General features: G+C 33.2%; 3 protein-coding genes. All 3 read right to left on the bottom strand.

The window, feature by feature from the left end; all coding sequences use genetic code 11:
• Positions 1-2 precede the first annotated feature (2 nt).
• The 3 genes from rluF to AQ1689_RS12425 all read right to left on the bottom strand — a co-directional run bounded on the left by rluF (position 3) and on the right by AQ1689_RS12425 (position 24376).
• The gene (gene rluF, locus AQ1689_RS12435) at positions 3-974 is read right to left on the bottom strand and encodes a 23S rRNA pseudouridine(2604) synthase RluF (RefSeq protein ID WP_101956291.1); all 972 of its coding nucleotides are present in this window, start codon (positions 972-974) and stop codon (positions 3-5) included.
• A 65-nt stretch (positions 975-1039) separates the two neighbouring features.
• Positions 1040-1987: a PorP/SprF family type IX secretion system membrane protein gene (locus AQ1689_RS12430; RefSeq protein WP_101914222.1), complete on the bottom strand. Its 948-nt coding sequence runs from the start codon at positions 1985-1987 to the stop codon at positions 1040-1042.
• A 3-nt stretch (positions 1988-1990) separates the two neighbouring features.
• Positions 1991-24376, bottom strand: a complete 22386-nt coding sequence (locus AQ1689_RS12425; RefSeq protein WP_101956290.1) for a T9SS type B sorting domain-containing protein — start codon at positions 24374-24376, stop codon at positions 1991-1993.
• Between the last annotated feature and the right edge of the window lie 26 nt (positions 24377-24402).

Here is a 24402-nt window from a genome sequence, read left to right as displayed (position 1 = left end):
CTTTATTTACGTCTTCTTGCCGATTTTCCTTTTGCACTTGCTTTTACAGTTCGTATGGTTTTAGGAGAATTCTTTCTAAAAGCAGCACTTTTTTTGTTAACTAGCTCTTTTTTCTTTGCTTTTTTCGCTTGTTTTGCCTGCTCTTTTTGACCTGATTTACTTGCTTGACCTGATTTACTCGCTTGATTTTCTTCCCTTGCTAGCTTGCTTTGTTTCAACTTATCACTCTTAAAATCAGAAGCTTCTTCGGTTTTAGACGAACTTGAAATCATTTCATTAATTTCGTTCATTTCCTCTTCGGTTAACTCGCGCCAATCTCCAGGTTTTAAGTTTCCTAAACCAACATTCATAATACGATTACGCTGTAACTTAGTTACTTCGTACTCTAAATATTCGCACATTCTACGAATTTGACGGTTTAAACCCTGAGTTAAGGTAATTTGAAAGATAAAATCTGTTATTTTTTCAACCTTACATTTTTGAGTTACTGTTCCTAACATCGGGATTCCGTTACTCATTTTAGCAATAAACTCGTCAGTTATTTTTTTATCAACACTAACAATATACTCCTTTTCGTGATTGTTTCCTGCTCTTAAAATTTTATTAACAATATCGCCATCGTTGGTTAAAAAAATTAATCCTTCGGATGGTTTGTCTAAACGACCTATCGGAAATAATCTGTCGGGATGCCCTACAAACTTTACAATATTGTCTTTTTCTCGACTATCGGTCGTACAAACAATACCTACGGGTTTATTTAAAGCGATATAAAGTATCGTTTCTTTTACTATTAAACGTCGGCCATCAACCCGAACATCATCTCCTTTAGAAACTCGATTTCCTAATTGTGCTACATTTTTATTGATGGTAATTCTACCTGATCTAATATATTTTTCAGCATCTCTACGAGAACATAACCCGGTACTACTGATAAATTTATTAAGATTTACTGAAACTTTATTTTGATTTTCCATTAGTGCAAAGAAAAAGAAAATCCCCAAGTTTTACTTGAGGATGTTCATTAATTATTATTATTATTTTAAAAAATAATCATTTTTTGGGTACATCTAGCTAAACTTGGGCGTCTATCGTAATCAAAACCAAGGGTTATCATATGTGTTCCGTAATTAAAATTTTGTGTTTTATTTAAATCGATACTAAAACCGTACGACATATATAAATTATTCTTTTTTAAACCTACTAAAGGTGCAATAGCATGAGGCTTAAATATTTGATCATTTAATGAGGTGTAACTTGCCCCTACCCAAACATAACCATCATAAATACCTTTTCGAACCTTTACGTTCAAATCTGTTCTTGATCTTTTGTCAGATTCATAGTATTCTATAAATATAGAGGGTTCTATTTCTATCTTATTACTAATTCTGGCTAAAACATAGGAAGTATAAAGTGTATAACGCCCTAAAGATTCAGGCTCACTTGTTAATAGATTGTCTATTTTTTTATCTAAAATATTATTTGCGTTTACACTAATACTAAAACGTTCGTAACGGTACAACAGCCCTACATCAAAATTAGAATTTGTTTCTGATATATTTGATACAAATTGCCCTGAATTATTTTGAGAGGTGTCAATACCAAATTGTACAAAATTATAGGTCAATCCGAAGGATAAAAAACTATCGTGAAATTGGCTTAGCGTTAAATGACTTGCCAACGATAATTTAATTCCTTTTTGACTTGTAAACCCATTTTTATCATTAAAAACAGTTATACCACCACCAAAACGCTCTGCCAAACGGGCATCTATAATTAACGATTGTGTATCAGGAGATTCTTTAACCCCAATCCACTGACTTACCCCATTTAATCGAACCTTAAATTCCGAGCCAATACCAGCATAACTTGGCGATATCAAAAATGGATTATCTGCCATATGGCTTACATATTGTGGTAAATTAATTTCCTGAGCCACTAACTTTACACTACAAATTAGAATACTTATTGTTATGAATATTTTTCTCATTTTTTATCTGTATAAAGTAAAGTGACCCATTAATTTTTTCTCTTCTCCTGATAATTCATTGTAATAAATGGTGTACCAATAATCTCCTGCTGGTAATGGTTTCCCTTGGTAAGTTCCGTCCCATCCTTGAGTTAATCCTTGGTAGTTTTGAATTTTACGAGCGTATCGGTCATAGATATACACTTTTATATTATGATAATTTTCTACTTCTAAAGGATACCAGAAATCGTTAATTCCATCACCATCTGGTGTAAATAAGTTCAATACACTTATACTTACATATCTTCCTGTTACAAGTAATATTACCTCACAACCTCTAGCATCGGTTACTTTAATTTCATATTCTTTGGTTTGTAAAATGGTAAACTCATTGTCTTGCCCATAATCTACGCCGTCAAGAGTGAAATTATATGGCGGTAAACCGAAATTAACATTGGCGATTAATTTATTTTTCTCAGAATCGTCAATAGTCATTGCTAATGCCTGAATGTCTTGAATATCAAATTCATCCGTAGAAGTTTCTGTACAACTAGAAGCATTATGCGTTGCCGTTACTTTATAAGCATCGCCTGGTGCTACATCTATAAATTCACCTGTTGTATTAGTTAAAGGAGTATTTATACCGTTATCTAAAGTAAAAATTACATCATCTTTATATTTATCAGCAACAAAGGCTTTGATAAAATTCCCGGAATCACAAGTATAATTAGAAAATGCTTCTACATCTAAACTAATAGCTGCTGTTGTTTCTTGTATATCTAATGTTGCTACTGAACAACCTTTATCTTTTCCTCGAACGCTAATTGAATACTTTTTTCCTGCTTCAATTCCTTCATCTTTACCTAATGTAATTTGATTTAAAGAATACGGAACTAGCAATTCATCATTATTTATACTGATGTAATAAGGCTGTGTTCCTCCTGTAACATTAACTGTTATTGTTGGTGTTGCATCATAAATACAAACTTGTTGAGTTATCGCTACTGCGGTTATATCTATATTATTTGGTTGTTTAACAGTTACTTCTATAGCTGCTTGTGTACAACCTCTAACATCTTTTACTGTTACATAATATGTACCTGCTTTTAAGTTTGTAAACTCGCCATCTTGAACAAATTTATTTGCAGGATATTCAAGACTTCCGGGATCTGAAACAATATTATATTCATAGTGTTTAGTTCCACCTGTTGCCGATGCTGTAATAACACCTGTGTTTCCGCCATTACAGGTTACATGTTGTGTAACTTTTACATCAGGAATTAACGCTTCAGGTTCTTTTATTTCGTGATCTTTTATGGTTTCCATTTCACAAACTTCACCAAACCTATTGGTACTTCTTACCTTAATTTTATAGGTTGCTGGTGTTAAGCCTGAAAAAGTATTTGATATTTGCCAAACTCCTGTAATTGCTACACCATTTCCTGCTAATAATTGATATTCATAATTTCCAAAACCACCTGTTACTGTTGCCGATAACACTCCGTTGCTATCATCTTTACAGGTAATAAAACCTAAATCTACATTTAAAGTTGCTTCTAAATCTACATATTCAGCAATTGTAGCGGTTGTTGTTGTTACACACTGCTCAGTATCTTTTACATAAAATGTATTTAATCCTGGGTTAAGCCCTGTAAAAGTATAAGTAGTACTTGCTGATGCTGTATAATTAATTCCATCGGTACTAAATTCGTATGGTGCTTTTCCGCCACCTGCTGTAACCTCAACGCTTGCTGTTGAATTATTCTCACAAGTAATATCTTCTGTAATATTTACAGATGATATTATTACTTTATTAGGGTCTTTAATTTCAACCTTAACATTTTCTAAAGCTCCTGTGGTACAACCGTATTTATTATCAATCACTCTTACTTGATAATTTCCTGCTTGTAAACCTGTAAAAATATTTGAGGTTTGCTCTAGCACAATTCCGTTCGGATATTTTAAAATATAACTGTAAGTTCTTATTGAAGTATCTTGCGTTTGCCCGCCACCAGTTACGTTTACTTCAATACTCGCATTTTTTTCACCTTCACAAACATTTTGAGTTACTTTAGGAGTATCCACAATTAATTTTACTCCTTTCACTAATACAAAATCAAACGTTGCTTCACAGTTATTAATGTCTCTTACCGTTGCCGTATAGCTTCCTTCTTCTAATTTCTCAAATTTATTATTTTTACTAAAAGGTTGTTCTATTGTTGTTATATTATTTTTGGTTTTTTCTAATTGATATTCATAATTACCCCAACCGCCATCGGCTTTTAAAATAATAGCTCCTTCACCAGAGTTACAACTGATAAACGTTACAATACTATCATCTAAAGTTAATTCAGGTTGCGATTCTATCGTAAAATCTTTAGATAAAGGCTCACATCCAGGAGCATCGGTCATCGTTATTTTTACTTTATAAGTTCCTGCAGTTAAGCCTGAAATCATATTTTGAACTCCGCCTGTTCCGTTTCCTGTTATTGGTGCTGTTAATGAACTTTCTGTTATTGCATCTACAACTTCATAAGTATAAGCACCTGTGTAATCAGCAGCTGCAATAATAGTTTCAATATCTAAAGTTACTGTTGCTGTTGCAATTCCTGTTGCATCAAAACAAGTTCTTTTATTACCACCAATTTTGATATTAAATGTTGGTTCATCTTTTACAGTATGACTTGTTCTAAATACACAACCTATTGCTGGGTTTGTAATTGTTATGGTATAAACATCCGTATCTAAACCTGTAAATGTTGCACTACCTGTTGCAGAAACAATTGTTTCTTGCTCATCATAAGTTGTGTTCGTTCCTTTTATCGTATAAATTAAGTTTGCGATATTAGGGTTTGCGATATCATGATTTGCTTTTACAGTAATTATTTCTTTATTGGTACAATCTAATTTCTGAGTTATTTTAATTTCTGCTTCTGCTATTTTTTGAAAAGCATCAATAGCAACTGTTGTTGTTGCTGATGAACAATTTTGTGCATCGTAAACCGTAATTGTAACAGTTCCTGCTTTAATATCATTATTATTATTAACAATATTAAAGATCAAGTCATTTTCATCTTGTTCAATATCATCCGTAGCATCTAAAGGTGTTCCGTTATCGTACACAAATACGATTCTGTTAATATTTTGAACGCCTCCAGGAACTGTTCCGCCATTAATTGCATCTGTAACAGTTACCGTTGCCATATTTGTTTGGTTTCCTGTTGTACAAGAAAATTCTACTACCGAATTTTGAATTTCAACAATATCAAGAGTAATTTTTGTTTTTTCAACAATCGTTACATCTTTAGTTGCTGTACAGTCGTTTGTTCCTTTTCCTGTAATAGTATAAGTTCCTGCCGATAATCCTGTGAATTTAAACTCTCCAATTGGTAAAGTTATTATCGGGTTTGTATTTATAGAATATTCTAAAGGATTAATTCCATTTGGTGTTTCTTTTACTAAAACTTCACCCGTAGAACTTCCGTTACAAATATTATTTACAAGTATTTGTGGTTCAAAAGCTGGTACTAATTTATCATCAACTACAATATCTTCTGATTCAATTGAATTACAGGTAATTTCTGCTTTATTGTCTGTGATTTTAAGAATATACGTTCCTGCATCTGCGATGCTAAAAGTTGGTGGATTTGTTGTTTTTATAACTGCTACTATGTTAGTCGCATCATTTTTATCAACAACTGAATAACTGAAATCACCACTTCCGCCTGTTACATTTATGATATACTCTGCATTTTCACTTCCTGGAATACAAGTTAATTTACCTGGAGTTAAGCCTAAAGCAATATCAGGATAAACTGTTACAACATCTGCATTTACTGTTTCAGGAGTTCCGATACAACCTTTTACATCGTTTACGCTTACCGTATAATCTTCGTTATTATCTACAGATAAATTATCGAAAGTATGTGTTAAAGAAGTTGTTGTAATACTTTCTTCGATTCCTGCACTATCTTTTAATGTATAAATATATTCCCCTGAACCTCCTTGTGCGGTTACTTTAATTGCTGGTTTTGTATCTGAACAAATATTGGCAATCATTTCCGTTTTAAAAGTAACTGGTTTTGGGTTTACTATAATTTGCTCTTTAGAATATACGTTGTCACATCCTAAAACATCTTTTACCTGAACTTTATAAGTTCCCTCAGGTAAGTTTTTAAAGATGTTATTGCCTTTATTATTTGCAAAATCATAAATAACATCAGCTCCTAAAGCATCTTTTACTGTAATAGTATTTCCTAAATTATCTTCCAATTGATATTCATAATTACTTCCCCAACCGCCTGTTGCTGTTGCAGTAATTGTTGCATTGTTATCGTTAGTACAAGTTATTTCTGATGAAATATCTGCTGTTACTTCTAATTTTATTGGAGCATCTTCAATTGTAAATACTTCGGATGTAAAACTACACGCTGTAGCATTATCAATTTCTGTAATTTTAACATAATAGCTTCCTGCTTTTAAACCTGAAATTTTAAGCGGGTTTGTTGTTCCTGTTGCTGCTTGTACATTTTCTTTTATTGGACTAGGTGTTAATGAATTTCCTACTGAATCTAAAACTTCATATTCATACTCTCCTGTATAAAATTCTTGTGAATTTCCTTTTTGAACATCTATAACCACGCTTCCTGTTTCCGAACCTGTACAAGTTGTGTTTTCAATACTAGAAGAAAGAACATTATAAACAGGCGCTTCAACACTATACGATTGCGCTGTTGTAACACATCCTGTTACTGGGTCTTCGATTGAAATAGTATAAATACCTACAGGTAAATTGTTAAAAACTGTTCCTGTAATATTAGCTAATGCTCTTGGAATTTCTTTTGAAATTATAGTTCCATCAGGTTTTTCAATTTCAACTTTAATAGGAGTTATTATTGTAGGATCTAAATTATCTAATTTAACAGTAATACTTTGCTTACCAACTTCACAAGTTGGTGTATGTGATATTTGAATATCGCTTGGTAGTATCGCTGCAAAAGCAGGGATAGTAACTGTTTTTATATCTGAATCACAGCCTTGGTCATCTGTAACTTTAATTTCAACTATTCCTCCTAAAACATTTGTTGTTGTAAATGTAAAGGTTGATGAATCGATTTGTGTTACATCATCTGTATTATCCGTTGGCGTTCCATTATCATATACAAACTCTACATTATAATTTCCTGTTCCGCCTTTAATATCTGTTTTATCAACAGTTATCGTTGCCGTTGGGTTTGCTACATCACAATTATAAGTTATTGCGTTTTGTATATCTACTGCTAATAAATTAAGAATAACTTTATCTAATTGCTCAATTGTTACATCTTTAGATGTTACTGAACATCCGTTATCTCCTGTTCCTTTTATTATATAAGTTCCTAATTTTAAAGCTGAGAAAGTTTTTGTTACTGCATCAAAAGTTCCATTTTCGAAAGTTCCACCATTTAAACTTATTGTATAAGTTACAGGGTTCACTTCTGCTACAAAAACTTCATTAACCGCAATTACACCGTCAGAACTATCAAAACAAATATTATTTGTTGTTGCTTTTGGATTAAAATCTGGCTGTGCAGGTTCATTAACAGTAAACGTTCTTGTTATTGGATTTAAACAATTACCTATTGCTCCTGTATCTGTAATAGTTACAGTATATGTTCCTGCTTTACTTGTTTTAAATATTGTTGGACTCGTAAAAGTTGTTGTTGCTAGCTCTTCAATATCTCCAGATGCTTCATTTTTAACAATTCCATAGGTAAAAGTTCCACTTCCTCCGCTTGCAACGATATTAAACGTTACCTCATCTGTACTAACACATGTTAATAAATCTGTAGAGGTTGGTGTTGGGAAATCAATATTTTCAAAAATTTCTAGTGTATCATTTCCTGATATTTTTACAGTTCCATTACACTGGTTTGTATCTTTTACTGTTACCGTATAATTTGCTGCTGGTAAATTTGTAAATGTGTAAGCTCCTGTAGCTCCTGTTTCCTTTGTTACTTTTACAGGATTTGAATCATCTGTTAAGGTATAGGTATAAGTTCCTGTTCCGCCAGAACCTGTTACCGTAATTTCTCCACCGATTTTATTATCACAAATTGTATCATCTTTAGATACTGTAAACTCTACTTTCGTTGGATTTTCTACAATTACCTCAGCAGATTCAACATCACAACCTAAAGCATCTTTTACTCGAACTTTATAAGTTCCCTCAGGTAAGTTTTCAAAGATGTTGTTGCCTTTGTTATTTGCAAAATTATAAATAACATCTGTTCCTGTCTTATCTTTTACTGTAATAGCAGTTCCCGAAGTATCTTCTAATTGATATTCATAAGAACTATTCCAACCGCCTGTTGCTGTTGCCGTAATTGTTGCATTTGCATCATCAGTACAACTAATTTTTGTTGTAACATCTGCTGTTACACCTAAAATAATTGCAGGTTTTATAATTTCAAATTCTGAAGATAAATTAACGCTACAATTTTTATCATTAGAATTTATTAAAGTTATTTTAATTTTATATTTCCCTGCTTCTAAACCTGTAATTTCTTCTGATGTTCCTGCGGAAATATTTGTTCCTGTTATTGCAGATGTTAATCCAATTCCTGTTACAGAATCTACAACTTCATAATTATAATTTCCTGTATAATCTTTAACATCAATTTCGATACTTCCTTTACCATTGAAACAAGCTATATCTTTTTTATCAGAAAGAACAACATCATAAACTGGTATTTTACTTACCGTATGGAATCTTGTTGCTTCACAACCTGTTACTGCATCGGTTACTGATATGGTATAATTTCCTGTTGGTAAATCTGTAAATTCTATTGGTGATGTTAATACTGGGCTTGCAGGATTTTGAACATATCCGCCTGTTAATACACCTGTTTGTGTTACAGTAATCTTATTTATCGTTCCTGTAAAAATTACTTTAATACTTTCATTTACTGAACAAGTTATTGGAGTTTTCTGAGTTACTTTTAAATCTCCAATCGGTGCAAAAGCTGGAATTGTTACTTCTTCTTCCGTAGATGAACAACCTTGGTCATCAGAAACGATAATTTTAACTTTTCCTCCTGAAGTGTTTGTTGTTGTAAATTTAAAAACATTTGGAACGGCTTGTGTTACATCATCTGTAGTATCCGCTGGCGTTCCATTATCATATACAAATGCTACATTATAATTCCCACTTCCTCCTGACAATTCATTTTTATCAACTTTTATCGTTGCCATTGGAATTTCAGGGCTACAGCTATATTCAATATCTTTTATTGCATCTGTAGCAATTGTAACTTTAGGTGTTTGTTTAATTTCTATTTCAGCATGAACAAATGTACAATCGTTAGTTCCTGTTCCTGTAACAATATATTTTCCTGCTTTTAAACCTTTGAAAGTTTTTGTTGCTTTATCAAAGTTTATTACTGGAGTTGCATTTATCGTATAATCTAAATCATTAATTCCATTTTGTAATTCTGAAGTTATCGAAATTACACCATCAGAACTTTCAAAACAAATATCCGTTGTTGTTGCTTCTGCTTCAAAATATGGTTTTACAGATTCAGCAACTGTAAAATCTCTTGTTATTGGACAATTTCCTCCTATATCTGTAATTGTTATGGTATATTCTTCTGCTACACTTGTTTTAAAAGTTGGTGGAGTTGTTAATGTTGCTGGTGTAACTATAATAACCTTACTTGTATCATCTTTTTCAGTAACTAAATACGTAAAGTTTCCACTTCCGCCACTTACATTTATATTATAAACTGCGTTTGTATTCGTATTTGGAGAAACTCCTGTTCCTGTTTGACATTTTAATCCTGTAACAAGTGTTGGCTCATTAAATACAATATCATCAAAGATTTCTATATCCGCAGTTCCTGTTCCTATACATTGATTCCCATCTTTTACGCTTACCGTATAATTTGCTTTTGATAAACCTGTAAATGTGTATTCTGTATCGGTTATAGTTTTTGTTTTTACAACTCCTGAAGTTGTATTTGTTAAAGTATAAGTATAAGGAGGTTTTCCGCCTGCTAATCCTGATACTGCATCTTTTAAATCAACAGTAATACTTCCTGCGATATTCGCATCACAAACCGTATCATCTTTAGTTACTGTAAATTCTACTTGCGTTGGGTTTGTAATTATTATATCATTAGAAGGAACAATACAACCTAAAGCATCTCTTACGCTAACTTTATAAGTTCCATGAGATAAACCTGTAAATATTTTATTCGTTGTATTTGTTGTGAAATCATAACCTAAAACTATTCCCGAAGCATCTTCTAATTGATATTCATAACGACCCCAACCGCCTTTTGTTTCGGTTACAGTAATTGTTGCATTTGCATCATCTATACATTGTACTGCTGATGTTTCTTCTGCTTCTACACTTAAAACTGCTGGAGCATCTTCAATTTTAAAATCTATTGGAGTAACTGTACAGTTTATAGTTCCTGTTGTTATATTAACAGTATAATCTCCAGCTTTTAAACCTGTAATTTCTTTTGGTGTTCTTACTGGTATTGTCCCTGTTCCTGTTCCTGTTTTTGCAGGAGATAATGAAGCTCCTGCTTTGGTTACAATTTCATAATCATAATTCCCTACATAACCATCAACATCAATTTTAATACTTCCTGAATCTGTACCAAAACAAGATGTATCTATTTTATCTGAAAGAAGAATAGTATAAGCAGGAATTGCCGTTACCGTATGATAAGTAGTTAATTCACAACCTGTAGTTACGTTTGCTAAGGTTATTTTATATTTTCCTACTGGTAAACCTTTAAATGTCGCTGTGCTTACTCCTGTTCCAGTTTGTGTTACCGCTGCATAACCACTTCCTGTAGTTTGCGTTACTGTAATAGTCGCTGTAGTTGCTAAAGGAGCATCAAAAGTTACTGTGATTTCTTCATTAGTTCCACAACTAATTAATTGGCTTGCCGTTGGTGTAGCTGTTGTTGGTAAAGCATCAAAAGCAGCTATTGTTGCTGATGTTGTTCCTTCACACCCTTGGTCATCATAAACAGTAATATCAACTGTTCCACCTAAAACATTATCCGTAGTAAATTCAAAGTTTGATGAAGCGGGTGGTGTTACTACTGCTCCTCCACCGTTTGGCGTAAATACAAATTCTGCTTTTATATAAGTTCCACTTCCTTTTGTTATGGCTGTTTTATCAACTTTTACAATTGCACTGTTTCTTGTGTTTCCTGTTGTACACGCAAACTCTGTTACTGTTGGCGCAGGTACTATTATTGGGTCAAATTCTTCAATTTTTATAGTATTTGGTGGTGTTGTACAACCATTCGCTCCTTTTGCTGTTATTTTATATTCTCCTGCTGAAAGATTATCAAAAATAACTGGGTCTGCTGTTGATACTGTTTTTGTCGGTAATGTTACGTTTGTTGTTGTATTTAATACCGTAAAAGTTAAAGGTTCAGCACCGTTAATTGTTGGAGTTATTGTTATTTCTCCATTTGTTGCAGCATCACAAATATTATTTTTTGTAATTATAGCCGTAAAACTTGGTGTTATTGTATTTGATACTGTAAATGTTTTCTTTAGAGAACAATTATTAGCTGTATCAAAAATTTCAATCGTATGATTCCCTGTATTTAAGTTTGCAGGTAAAATAACGCTAGTTCCTGCAAAAACTACAGCTGTTCCTGAATCTAAAATATATTGATAATTTCCTGCTCCTGAACCTGTATTTACGGTTATAGTTGCTGTTGCATTATTCGCTGAATTATTGCTAGTATCACAACTTGGTACTGTTATGTTATCAATATCAAAAGTAATATCAGGATGAACATTAAATGTCTCAGTAGCAGTACAACCGTTTGCGTCTTTTACTGTTAATATTTGATTTAAACCATCAGAAACATTCATTGTATGGTTTGCTGTGCTTATTGGTGCGGTAAAAGTTACGCCACCATCAATAGAATATTGATAAGGAGCTAATCCGCTTGTTGTATTAATATCAATAGTATTTACAGCTCCACAACTATTTACCGTTACAGGGCTAATTGTTGGGCTTTGGCTTACTGTTAAGCTTAGATTTCCTATAGTTTTTGTACAAGAATTTGGTGCAGGGTTTGCATCTACAATTTCTATATCAAAGGTAACTGGTAATGCTGGATCTGTAACATCAGTATGAGCTACTGTTATACTACTACCTGTTACGGTAGCAGTTGTAGCATTCACTAAATTAATTACCTTGTAAGTATAAGCTGCTCCTGTTGTTGCAGGAAGCCCACCGACAACATTTTCAATTAAAACCTCTCCATCAACAGAACAAGTAATATCGTTAATTTTCTTAAAAGTTCCGTTAATAGGTGCAATTGGTTCTATTTTAACATCCTGACTACCAAATGTACAGGTTTTTATATTATTTTCTATTTCAAGGTAATACTTTCCTTTTCCTAAACCATTTACTATAATATCAGTAAATCCTGTTTGTGGTTTGTCTATATATGAAGAAACTTTTACTCCTAAATTAGTTGTTTCATCTCTTTTAAATAATGTCCAAGTAAAATCATTAGATAAATCACCAAAGTTATTAACTATTGAAAAAGTAATACTTCCATTATCATTCGTTGCACAGGTTTGGTTATTTACAAGTCCTGTAATAGGCACGGTCGGATTAAAATCTACGTATAAATCTTCACTATTTTTTTCAATACATCCTCTAGAGTCTCTTACATAAAACACATAACTTAAACCTGGGGTTAAACCGTTATATGTTAAAGTTCTATCCGCATCAATTACAACTCCGTTCTTATCAGTATTAATTAAAATATCTGCACTTTGCCATGCTGTTGGCGAGGTAATATCATCTATAGCAAACTCAAAAGGACCTACACCATTAATTGCCTGTACTGTTACAGAAAAACCTAAAGCACAATTCCCAGGGCTAGCAATAGGATCTACAATTAAACCATTTACATCAAAAGGTATTTCATACGAATTAAATTTTTCTGTACATTTTACAACGCCATTTTCTAATAATCGTATTATTGGGTACACTACAATTCCTTGATTAATACTCGTAAATACTGGAGATGTTTCCCAAGTAATCCCATTATCTTTACTATACTCAATTGCATAAGGAGATGCTACAGCTGTAATATTTTCAAATTTAAAACCAAATAGCGTTTCATTTCCTACAAAAGGCACATCACAATCAGGTAATATTGATGCTAATGTTGCCGCTAAAACTGGTGGAGTTACTAAATCAAAAGTTTTAGTATCTGTACAACCAAGGCTATCGGTTATTTCAACTTCATAACCTGTTCCCGCAGGAATATCATTAAAATTAAAGGTAGATAAACTATGGTTTGCTATGGTTTCTATTAAAACTCCTGCATTATCTTTTAAAGTAATTGTATGTTCAATTTGCCCAGTATTTGCCGTAATTATACCACTTACATTTCCATTGGTAGTACATGTAGGGTTATTCGGTGTTAAGGTAATTTCAATAGGCGTTATTGTTTTTATAAGTATGTCTTCTACTATATATTCACAATTTTGAGCATCTTTTACATAAACGTCATAAGTTCCTGCGGCTAAACCTGTAATTGGATTTGTTGCTGAATATGTTCCTGCTGCGGGTGCTGTGGTATTTGCTGTTACTACTGAAAATTGATAATCTGTAGGAGTAACAAAACCAGTACCACCACTTGGCACTACTAATATTTGTCCTGTCGGAGCTCCTGCTGGTGTACAACTTAAATTTGTTGGTGTTGCAGTAGCCGATAATTCAGGATAAATAGTTATTGTTTTTTCTAAAGAACAACCTCTTTCATCGATTATTTTTATTTTATGAACTCCTGGTGATAAACCTGTTATTGTAAATGAAGTAGCTCCTGCAGGTATTGCATTTAAAGTCGTACCACCATTTTGAGTATATTTAAATTTACCATTTCCTAGGATATTAGTAACATTTATTGTTCCGTTGCTTCCATCGTAACACAATGCTTTTACATCAAAACTTACATCAATTTTAGCTTTAACTTCTATCGTAACAGCATCTGACTTACAACCTGCTCCGTTTTTATCCGTAGCAACAATTTTATATTTTCCTTTGGATATATTTGTAAAATTAGTTGTCGTTGTTATTGGAATTGGTAATGGATTTCCAGAACTGTCCAGCAATTCAAAAGTATAAGGAGCGATTCCGTTTTTTGGTGTAACTTGTATAGTTGCTCCAATATTTGGATTACACGTAATTTCTTTAATTACTGTTGCGGTAACTCCTACTTTATCAGGATTATCTAATTTTTCTGTTGATACAATAACTTCACAAAGTAGTGCTGTATTATTTTGTCTTACTTTAACATCATACGTTCCGTCTGCTAAACCAGATTCAGTAACAATATTTGTAGCTGCACTTTTCCAAGTTCCTCCATTAATAGAATATTCATACTGCAATGTTGCGTTTACAGCTTCAATAGTAATACTACCATCAGATGCTCCAAAACATGTCGGGTTTACCGTCTTGATTACACTTGCACCAAATTTTTTATCATTTGCTACAATTACATCAATATCTGTAAAACAATCACTTCCATAACCTACAGATACCGTATAAGAACCTGCATCTAAATCAGCAAAAACATTTGGATTAGCTCCTGTTTGTGGCGTTGCTCCATCTAGGCTATATGTATAACTAGCATCAAAAGGCAATACTGTAATCCTTCCTTTTCCATCACAATTATAAGCTACCGATTCTGTTAATGTTGGTGCTGTTGGTAATGGATTAATTGTAACATCGTTTAAAGATATCTCACAATTATTTACATCTTTTACTTTAATATTATAAGTTCCTGCATCTAAACCTAAGTGCTGATTTCCTACAACTGGTTGAAAATCTGTAACAGGTGCTGTGTCTAATTTATAAGAAAAAGTATAAACGCCTGTTCCTCCGTTAGGATTTACAAAATCAATTCCTCCTTTTAGTGTTTTACAAGTAAAATGTATCGGTATTGCTGAACCGTTTTCTAATTTATCTGGAGCTTTAATTGTTTGAGTTGGAATTGTAACAGTACAAGTATTTGCATCTTTTACAATAATATCATAATCATCTGCTACTAAACCTGCAATTGTATGTGTATTTCCTACTACAGTAACCGTTGCTGCTGCTGGAATTGCTCCATTTATAGTATAAGTATAAGTTGGTTTTCCACCTGATATTTCAAAAACAAGACTACCAGTTTCTCCAAAACAATTTGGTTGTATTATCGTTTTTTCTGTTGCTGTTAAATCAGGGATTTTAGTTATTTCTTTTGTTTCTTTATATTCACAATAATCAGTACCTAAAGTTCCTGTTCCGTTATTATCTCTAATATAAACATCGTATTTTCCTTTGGATAAACTAACTGTTGTTAATAATGGATTTGTTATTGGAGTGAAAGTAGTAGGTGCTGTATTTTCAGTTACAACCGCATACACATAATTTGCTCCGCTTGCACCTGCGACACTTGCTATTGTTAAAGTTCCATCCTTACAGGTTTCTTGTGTTGTGCTTAGTGTTGCTGTAATTTTTGCATTAATTGTAATATCTTTTACTTCCAATTTACAACCAAAACCATCTGTTACAGTTACGGTATAAATTCCTGCGGATAAATTAGGAATTGTATGTGATGTTCCTGTTATATTTCCTGTTTTTGTTGCTGTTCCTGTTAAAGCAAAACTATAAGTTCCGTTTCCTTTGGTAACATCTAGTGTAATTGACGCATCACTTCCTGTATGACAAGCTGATGCTGTTGCAGTAAATTCAACATCTTTTTTAGCAGCAATAGTTACTTCAAAAGGTGCTGATGGACAATTTTCTTTATCTTTTGCTACAACATAATGCGTTCCTGCAGCTACATTTGTAAATGTAGTTGTCGTTGTTTTTACTGGAGAATATGAAGCTTTTGCACTATTTAATAATTCAAAAGTATAAACTGCTCCATTTCCGCCACTTGCTGTTGGTGTTATCGTACTTGTTGGTGAAGTACACGTAATTTTTGTATGCGGTGCTTTTGTAACTTTTACTTCCGTTGGGTTTGTTAATATTTTAGTTAAAGTAACATCACAAGCTGATGGCGATGTTTTTCCTGTTGGACGAACATTTATCGTGTGAGTAATATCAGGAGTTCCTGCATTAAATCCATCAATTGTAACTTTATTTGAATTTACAGTAATCCAAGTTGTTCCATCCGTAGAATATTCAAAAGATGTTGGTGTTACTGATGGAAAAGAAGCCGTTACTTCAATTTTACCGTTCTTATCATCTTTACATACAGGATTTGTTTGTCCTGTTATACTTGCCGTAAATTCTTGATTTGCTTTAACCTCAACAATAATATCCGTAGAACAATTACTTCCATAACTTACAGAAACCGTGTGAGAACCTGTTGCTACAGCTGTAAATTCTCCTGTATTATTAGTCGTTGTTTTATCTTTATCTAGCATATAACTATATGCCATTGCTGCTGCAACTGTAGGTGTTACTTTAATAGTTGCTGTTCCATCACAATTATAGGTAATTGTTGTAGGGTCAAAAGTTGGTACAGCTGGTAATGCTTTTATTGTAACCTGAGTTAAAGGAATTGTACAACCTTCAGCATCAGAAACCTTTGTATCGTAAGTTCCTGCCGATAAATTTGATATAACTGTTTCTCCTACAGCTAACGGCATATAAGTTGCAGCACCTATAAGTTTATACGAATATATGTAACCTGGTGTTCCTCCCGTAGGATTTGTAAACGTAATGCTTCCTCCTGATACGCCACAAGCTAAATCGGTAGGTACAGCTTCACCATCTTTTAATGCTGATGGAACTTTAATTTCTTGTGTTTTTTCTGCGGATGCACAAGTATTTACATCCGTAACTTTAATTGTATAAGTATCTGCAACTAAATCTTTAAATTCATAGTTTAATGAATTTCCTGTTTGTGGTTGCACTGATGTTGTTCCCAATAAACCTGTTAAAGTTACTGTATAAGCTGCTTTTCCTCCTGAAACTGTTACATTTATTGTTCCTTTGTCCGTGCTACATTTTGGTTGTATAGCCGTTACAGTGTCTACTTTTAACTCTGGAATTTTAGTTACTTTATTGGTCGTAAATATTGCTTGACAATAATCCGTTCCTAAAGTTCCTGTTCCTCCATTATCTCTTACATAAATATCCCACGTTCCTGCGGTAATTTCTGTAGGTGCTGTTACACTAAAACTTGTATCTGCTGGAACTCCTGCTCCACTAGTTACAACCGCATAAACATAATTTGTATCTTTTCCTCCTGATGCTGTAATTGTTAAATCTCCAGGATTACAAGTTTGCTGTGTTGTTGTTGCTGAAATTGTTAAGTTCTCATTAATTATAACATCTTCTGTTTCTGAACAACCAAAACCATCAGTTACAGTTACTTTATAGGTTCCTGCGGATAAACCAGAAATTGTATGTGCAGCTCCTGTTATACTTCCTGTTCTTATTATTGATGTTCCATCATGTACACTAAAAGTAAAATTAGCATCGTTTCCTGTAATACCTGTAACTTCAATTTCTGCATCATTTCCTGTATGACAAACAGATGCTGTTGCTGTAAAAGTTACTGTTTTTGGTGCTTTAATTTCTATTTCAAAAGAATCTGATTTACATCCTAATTTATCTGTTGCTACAACAGAATAAGTTCCTGCAGATAAACCTGTGAATGCTACAGGATTATTTAAACTATCAAATAATTCAAAAGCATAAGGTGCTCCATTTCCACCACTTGCTGATGGTGTTATAGTTGCTCCTGTATTTGGATTACACGTAATTTCTTTAGTTAATGTTTTTGTTGATAAATCTACAATTACTTCTGATGCTGGCGCTGTTAATTTTATTGCATTTGAATCAACTTCACAACCTCCTAAATTTTGACGAACTTCTATTATATGATTTCCTGCACCAAATGTATCAATTATAACTTCATTTGAAGCTACAGGAATCCAAGTTGTTCCATCTGTAGAATATTCAAAAGAATTTACAGCCACCGAGCCAAAAGAAGCGACAACTTTAATTTTTCCATCTGTTCCGTCTTTACATTTTGGGTTTTCAACAGAACTAGCCACTGCCGTAAAATTCTGATTATCTTTAACCTCAACAATAACAGGCAATATACAATCGCTTCCATAATTTACAGAAACCGTGTGATTTCCTACTTGTAAATTAGTAAACTCTCCTGTTTCATTAGTATCTGCTCCTAAAGTATAGGTTATTGGCGCTGTTGCTGTAGGTATTGGCGTTGTTGTTACTGTAACCTTTACATTTCCTTTTCCATCACAATTATAGGTAACTGGTTTTGTTGTTGTTAATACCGTTGGTAAATCATCAATAGTTAAATCAGGGAAACTTAAAGAACAACCTTTTGAATCAACAACTTTTGTATTATAAGTTCCTGCAGGCAATCCTGTTTTTGAATTTCCTGTAGCTACATTGTATGCTGTATCAGCTGTAAGTTTATAATAAAACGTATAATTTCCTGATAAATCTGGTGTTCCTGTTGTAGGGTTTGTAAATGTAATTGTTCCAAAAACAGTTCCTGAAGTACTACATTTTAAATTAGTCGCTACTGCCGAACCACCTGTTAAAGAAGCTAACGCCTCAATTTTTTCACTTATTTCTGCCGATACACAATTATTTGTATCAGTAACAATAATTTTATAAGTTCCTGCATCTAAATTAGGAATAGTAGCCGCATTTCCGTTTGATAGTATTGTTTTTGATGTTCCACCATTTACGGTATAACTAAACGGTGCTTTTCCTTCGGATACTTCAAAAGAAATACTTGCTTTTGTATTTACTGTACAATCTAATGCTGTTGCAGTTATATTTGTTATTATTGGGCTTTTAATTTCGGTAATTGGCACAATTTCTTCTACTGTACAAAAATCGCCTGTTCCGTTATTGTCTTTAACTTTAACGGTGTAAGGAATACCCGTATTTGTAACCGTTATTTTATTTCCTGTAATTGTTGTTCCTGCGCTTGGGCTAATTTCATATACATAATTAGTATCTCCACCTGATGCTGTAATTGTAATTGTTGCATCTTTAGTACAAGTTTTAGGTGTTTTAGCTGTTTTTATTTCTAACTTCGGATAAACAGTAAGCGTACTTACTGGCGATTCACAACCGCCGCCATTTATTGTTTTTACCTGATAATTTACAGCCGTAGTAGTTGGCAATGCTAATCCGTTGGTAGTATTAAATACAAACATTGCATTATTTGATGTTTGCCAAGTAGCTCCATTATCAATAGTAAATTGATATGGCGCTGTTCCTGTTGCTGTAATTTCAATTTTAGGATCAGTACAGCTATTTGTAACTGTTGCCGTATGTGTTGCAGCCGCTGCAGCTGTTACTTTAATATCTTTAAGAACACAGGTTTTTCTGTTAATTTCTATTTTTACAGCATCAATAAAGTTACCTATCGTTTTATCACCTCCCGCAGTACTTACAGCATCAAAAGAAATTACTGTTGTTGTTTGACCTGCTGGTACAATATATGGTGTTGATGAAGAATATTCTTTCCAAGTTTTACCATCAGACATTGTTGCTTCAATATTGGCAGATGCAAGGCTTCCCCCTATTTTAACGGTAGCAACGTCAACACCACTTCTACCTCTATGGGCTACAGACCAAGAAATTTTATCACCTGGTTTTGTACAGAACTCTTGATATAATGACCCTTCTACATTTCCATTTAATTCAACAAAATTATCACCATCATAAGAAGGAATATTTTCATACTTCTTTTCGCTCCAAATTTCTATTTTATTATCGGATGCGGTAGTTTCCCATCCTGGAAAATCATCTTCTTTTATATGTTCAGGATAAAATTTTCTAAAATTAAGATCTTCAAAACTTCCGTTTTCAAAAGGATTATCGGTACAACCACATTCATCACATTTTTTACTATCCAATAACATTACCTGGTATTTTTTAGCGCGTACTGCTACACCAGTATATATATATTGATTACTTGAATTTGCATTTTGCCAAGAAGTACCGCCGTCAATACTAAATTTATAAGGTGGTGTTCCTCCTGATGCTTCTACAGTAATTGTTGCCCCTGTTACACAAGTTGCAGGCGTTGTAATACCTGTATTTATTAATTCTAATTTAGTAGGCTCGCCTATGGTATGTTTACCTAAATCAACTTCACAGCTAACCAGATTAGGTGCTGTTCCTATTGTTTCTCTAATTTTTAAATCGTAATCTCCTTTTGCTAGCCCTACAATTCTATACGGATTATCTCCTGTTTCTTCCCAAGTAATTCCACCATCCGTAGAATATTCATAGCTTCCTCCTTGAAAATTACGTGCATTAACTGTAATACTTCCATTATCCGAACCAGAACAATCACTATCGGTAGTAGCTGTAACACTTCCTGTCAGTGGTCGCCCATAAACCAATACATCAAGTGTTCTTGTACATGACTTACCATATTTTACCGTAATCCTATGCCATCTTTGAGCTACATTTTCAAAAACATTACTAGCTTGAAAATTTGTACCATCAATACTATAGGTATAAGAAGGATCATTTGGTGCTGCTGTTATAATAATCGTTCCTGTAGTTCCACAAAGTAATACTTCACTACTTAAAACAGGTTCTGTTGGTAAAGCATCAATAGTAACGGTATCTAAAGCTAAAGAACAACCATTTTTATCTTCTACCTTTGTATTGTATGTTCCTGCAACAGGAACTGAAGCTGTAATTCCAGAGGTTACTGTTGTAAAATTAGTATCGGAAGCAAGTTTATAAAAATACGTAAAAGGTGCTGTTCCTCCTGTTGGCTGGGTAAACGTAATTGTTCCTATTGGACTAGATTGCGTATTTTCCCAACGACATTCTAAACCTGTAGCAACTGCACTTCCTGCCGATAAACCTCCAGTTTCTGTAATAGCAATATTTTGTATTTGGTAATTACATTGATATGTTCCTTTGGTTGCTCTAATATAAACGGTATATAATGTTGCTGCTGTTGTAGCATTCAAACCATCGAAAAAACCTGTAGTTTTCCAAGTAGCATTATCAATACTATATTCTAATTTATAACCCGTATTATTAGTAACATCAACTGTTATAGTTCCTTTCTTATTACAATTTACTTGGGTTTCTTTATGTGTAAATTGTAAAGGTGCTTCTACACTAATTTTAGCGGTAGCCGTTGCTGTACAGTTTTTACTATCGGTAACCTCAAAAATATAATCACCTTCTGTACCATTTACCACATTATATGTTGTATCTGTAAAATAGGTTTTTGGGCTAACAGCTATTCCATCTATTGATAATAATGCGTATGAATATTTGTCGCCTGTAGTATTTGGTACGCCATTAGCTCCTACTAAAGTTATTATCCCATCAGATGAACCTGCAGTACAGGTAATATTTTTAGTTGCTACTGCGGTTAATATAAGCGGAGTTGGTTTAATAACTCTGGTTATTACTGTCTCTGTACAAGTAGTCGTAGCAGTTGCTACTTTTACACTATACAATCCTGCTGTTGTTACCTCAAAAGTCACACTTTTATCAGAAGTTGCTGCCTTTGTTTCAATAACTCCACCAACACTATTTAATAATGTATAAATATAATTACCTGGTAAAGTACCGTTTACTTGTGCTGTTATTATTGCTTTTCCATCACAGCTAGCATTAAATTCAGGGGCAACAGTTAAACCTAGTGCTTGTTTTTGAATATTTATATTAGGAATAGTATAATGACATGCTCCTGCTGGTGATCCTTGTAATCTTATTTTTACATCATAATCTCCTGAATCTTTTAAACCTGTAAAAGCTTTTCCGTTCTGAAAACCATTAGCAGGAATAGTAGTTCCATCAGGTTTTGTTAATTGATATTCGTAATCTACTGACACATCATTTACAGTAATACTCCCATCAGTACCACAAATAATATGTTTTTTTACAATTGTTTGGCTTAATGATGAAGTAAATACATTAAAATAATAGGTCGAAGGACATTTACCGTCATAGAAAACTTCTACTTTATACTGTCCTTTTGTTGAAAATTCTTTAGAAAAAGTAGTTCCTATTTCATTCCAAGTACAGCTAGTATCTAAATTCGCACATTTTTTTGCTGCTTTAAAAGCACAGGTTTCATCTAATTTAAACCATTTTACCGTAGTTCCTGTTGCTCCTGTAAATGGTAAATTTATCGTTCTTGATCCACCACATAAAATTATTTCAGCAAGTTTTTCATTATTACTTGCACAGCTTGTTGAAATTTGATCCGCAAAAGGAATTAAAGGGTTTGGCGCTGTACTATAAGGAATAACTATTATTTTTTCGGTAGAAGTAACACAACCTGTTGGCGCAACTTTTGTTACAAGGTAAGTTCCTGTTTGTGTTGCGTTATATGTTTGACTTGTACCTAACACTGTTAATGGTGCATTTTCATTTACCCATGAATATGATGTGAAACCTGTTCCGGCAGCAAGAAGAATGTTTTTACCACAAAGAATTTCTGTTCTTTCAAAGGTACATCCACTGGTATCAATTAAAAAATTAGAACTCCCTGCTTGCCCTAAATTACAAGCGTCAATTCCTGAAAAACTTGGTGTATTTTCTATTCTGTTATACCCTGGAGTATAGCCTAAATCCCCTACATTTAATGCAGATAAATCCCTACTATAATTAGCGTAAGCTTGGTTCTCTATTTTATCAGAACAAACATCTCGTAATTTACTACAATCACTAACAACTTCAATTTTTAATTTTATTGAATGCTCAGCTCCTTTTATTTTAACGAAACTATCAGGTATATAAAAACGTAACTTCCCTCTAAATCCATTTGCTGAAACAGGTGGTTCATAAGTATATACAATATCTGTGTTTGTGTTTGGGTACGCAGGTGCTGTAGCCACGAGTTGTATACTCGCAGGTAAAATATCTCCTAGTGATAAATTTACATTTTTAGGTAATTCATCTATTATTACCGTGTTTTTAGCATTATCGGTACCTACACTACTAAAGGTTAAGTCATAAAACAAAGAGCTACCTAAACCTACAGGTGTTCCCGAAATATCCCCCCCTGAAGCATCTGTAATTGTTTTTACTAATTTTATTTTAGGCTCTACAACCTCAACAGACATGGCGTTTAAAAACGGCCAATAAACATCTCCTACCGAAGTAAATTTCACTTCTGCTTCTATCTCATTATTCCCTATAATACTATTCCCTGTGTTTTTGATTTTAATATGGTCTACATCAAAACCAAGGGTATTTGTACTCGCTGGGTTTCTGCCTGCTAAATAAGTATCAAAAACACTAATAGACCCATTAAAGAAATTATCCTGAGGACTAATAGTGTTAAATACATTTACATAATTGCCTGCTGCATCTTTAATTTGATAATCATCTCCTGTAATATTACTATCCCCCTCTAAAGTAGCCATTATTAATTCTACATTAACAGGTCCTTTTGGTATAGTTTTAAAACCAGTAAATTTTACTTCCTGAGAATTCCCATTACTAACAGCAGCAAATCCATCAAAAACTGAAAATTTCTTACTTGACTCATTATCATTTTCATATACTACTATCATTACCCAACCAGACGCACCTCCTAAACCATTAGCAAAACCTCTAATTGCTCTAATATTCGCTGCTGTATACACTCCATTAGGGTTTGCTTCTGCCTGTACGTCAGTCGTTATATCTTTAAAACAGATATAAGGTTCGTTTACATTGTAAATAATTTCATCAGCTGTTATATTTTTATACGCCATTGACGAAGGGTATTTGAATTTTATTTTATCATAATCATTTGACCTTGGTACAGCATTTTCCCAAAATTCACTAGGATATACCCCTGCCCAATACAAACCAGCATAGGCTACACGTGAACAATTAGGTAAGTTTAAAGTAGCTGTACTTGATGAAAAAGTAGAAGCATCTGAATCAACATCTACATAATCCATGTAAAACTGACCATTACCTGTTAATGAATAAGCTCCGCCTGTTCTTAAATTATATATCAATAAATCTAAGGGGTCATAAGAAGTATTTGGCTCATCATCTAAATTATATAATTGAATACCCTGAGCACTACGCCTTACAACAACATTATCCCTATCAATATTTTGCCAATATTCTCTAGTTTTTTTAAGGTTTCTATTCAGATTACTATTCCCTATAAACGTCATATTACCTCGCAAAGTTAAATCCTTATCTGCAGAGTTTTTATTAATATCACTTTGCGTAAAACCTGAAGGTCTCTGCCCTAATGCTAAAGGTATTGTTCTTTCCATCATTACACTCTCACCTTCTCTTAAATGCTCTAATGAAGCATCTATTTTTTGCGAAAACGAAATTAGTGTAAAGAATAAACTAGCTAATAAAAGTATTTTTTTTATCATATTATGAAAATTTATCGGGGGAAATT

Source organism: Tenacibaculum finnmarkense, assembly GCF_900239185.1.
Classification (GTDB): Bacteria; Bacteroidota; Bacteroidia; order Flavobacteriales; family Flavobacteriaceae; genus Polaribacter; species Polaribacter finnmarkensis.
The sequence above is the reverse complement of the archived record's forward strand: the minus strand, read 5'-3'. Positions and strand labels throughout refer to the sequence as shown.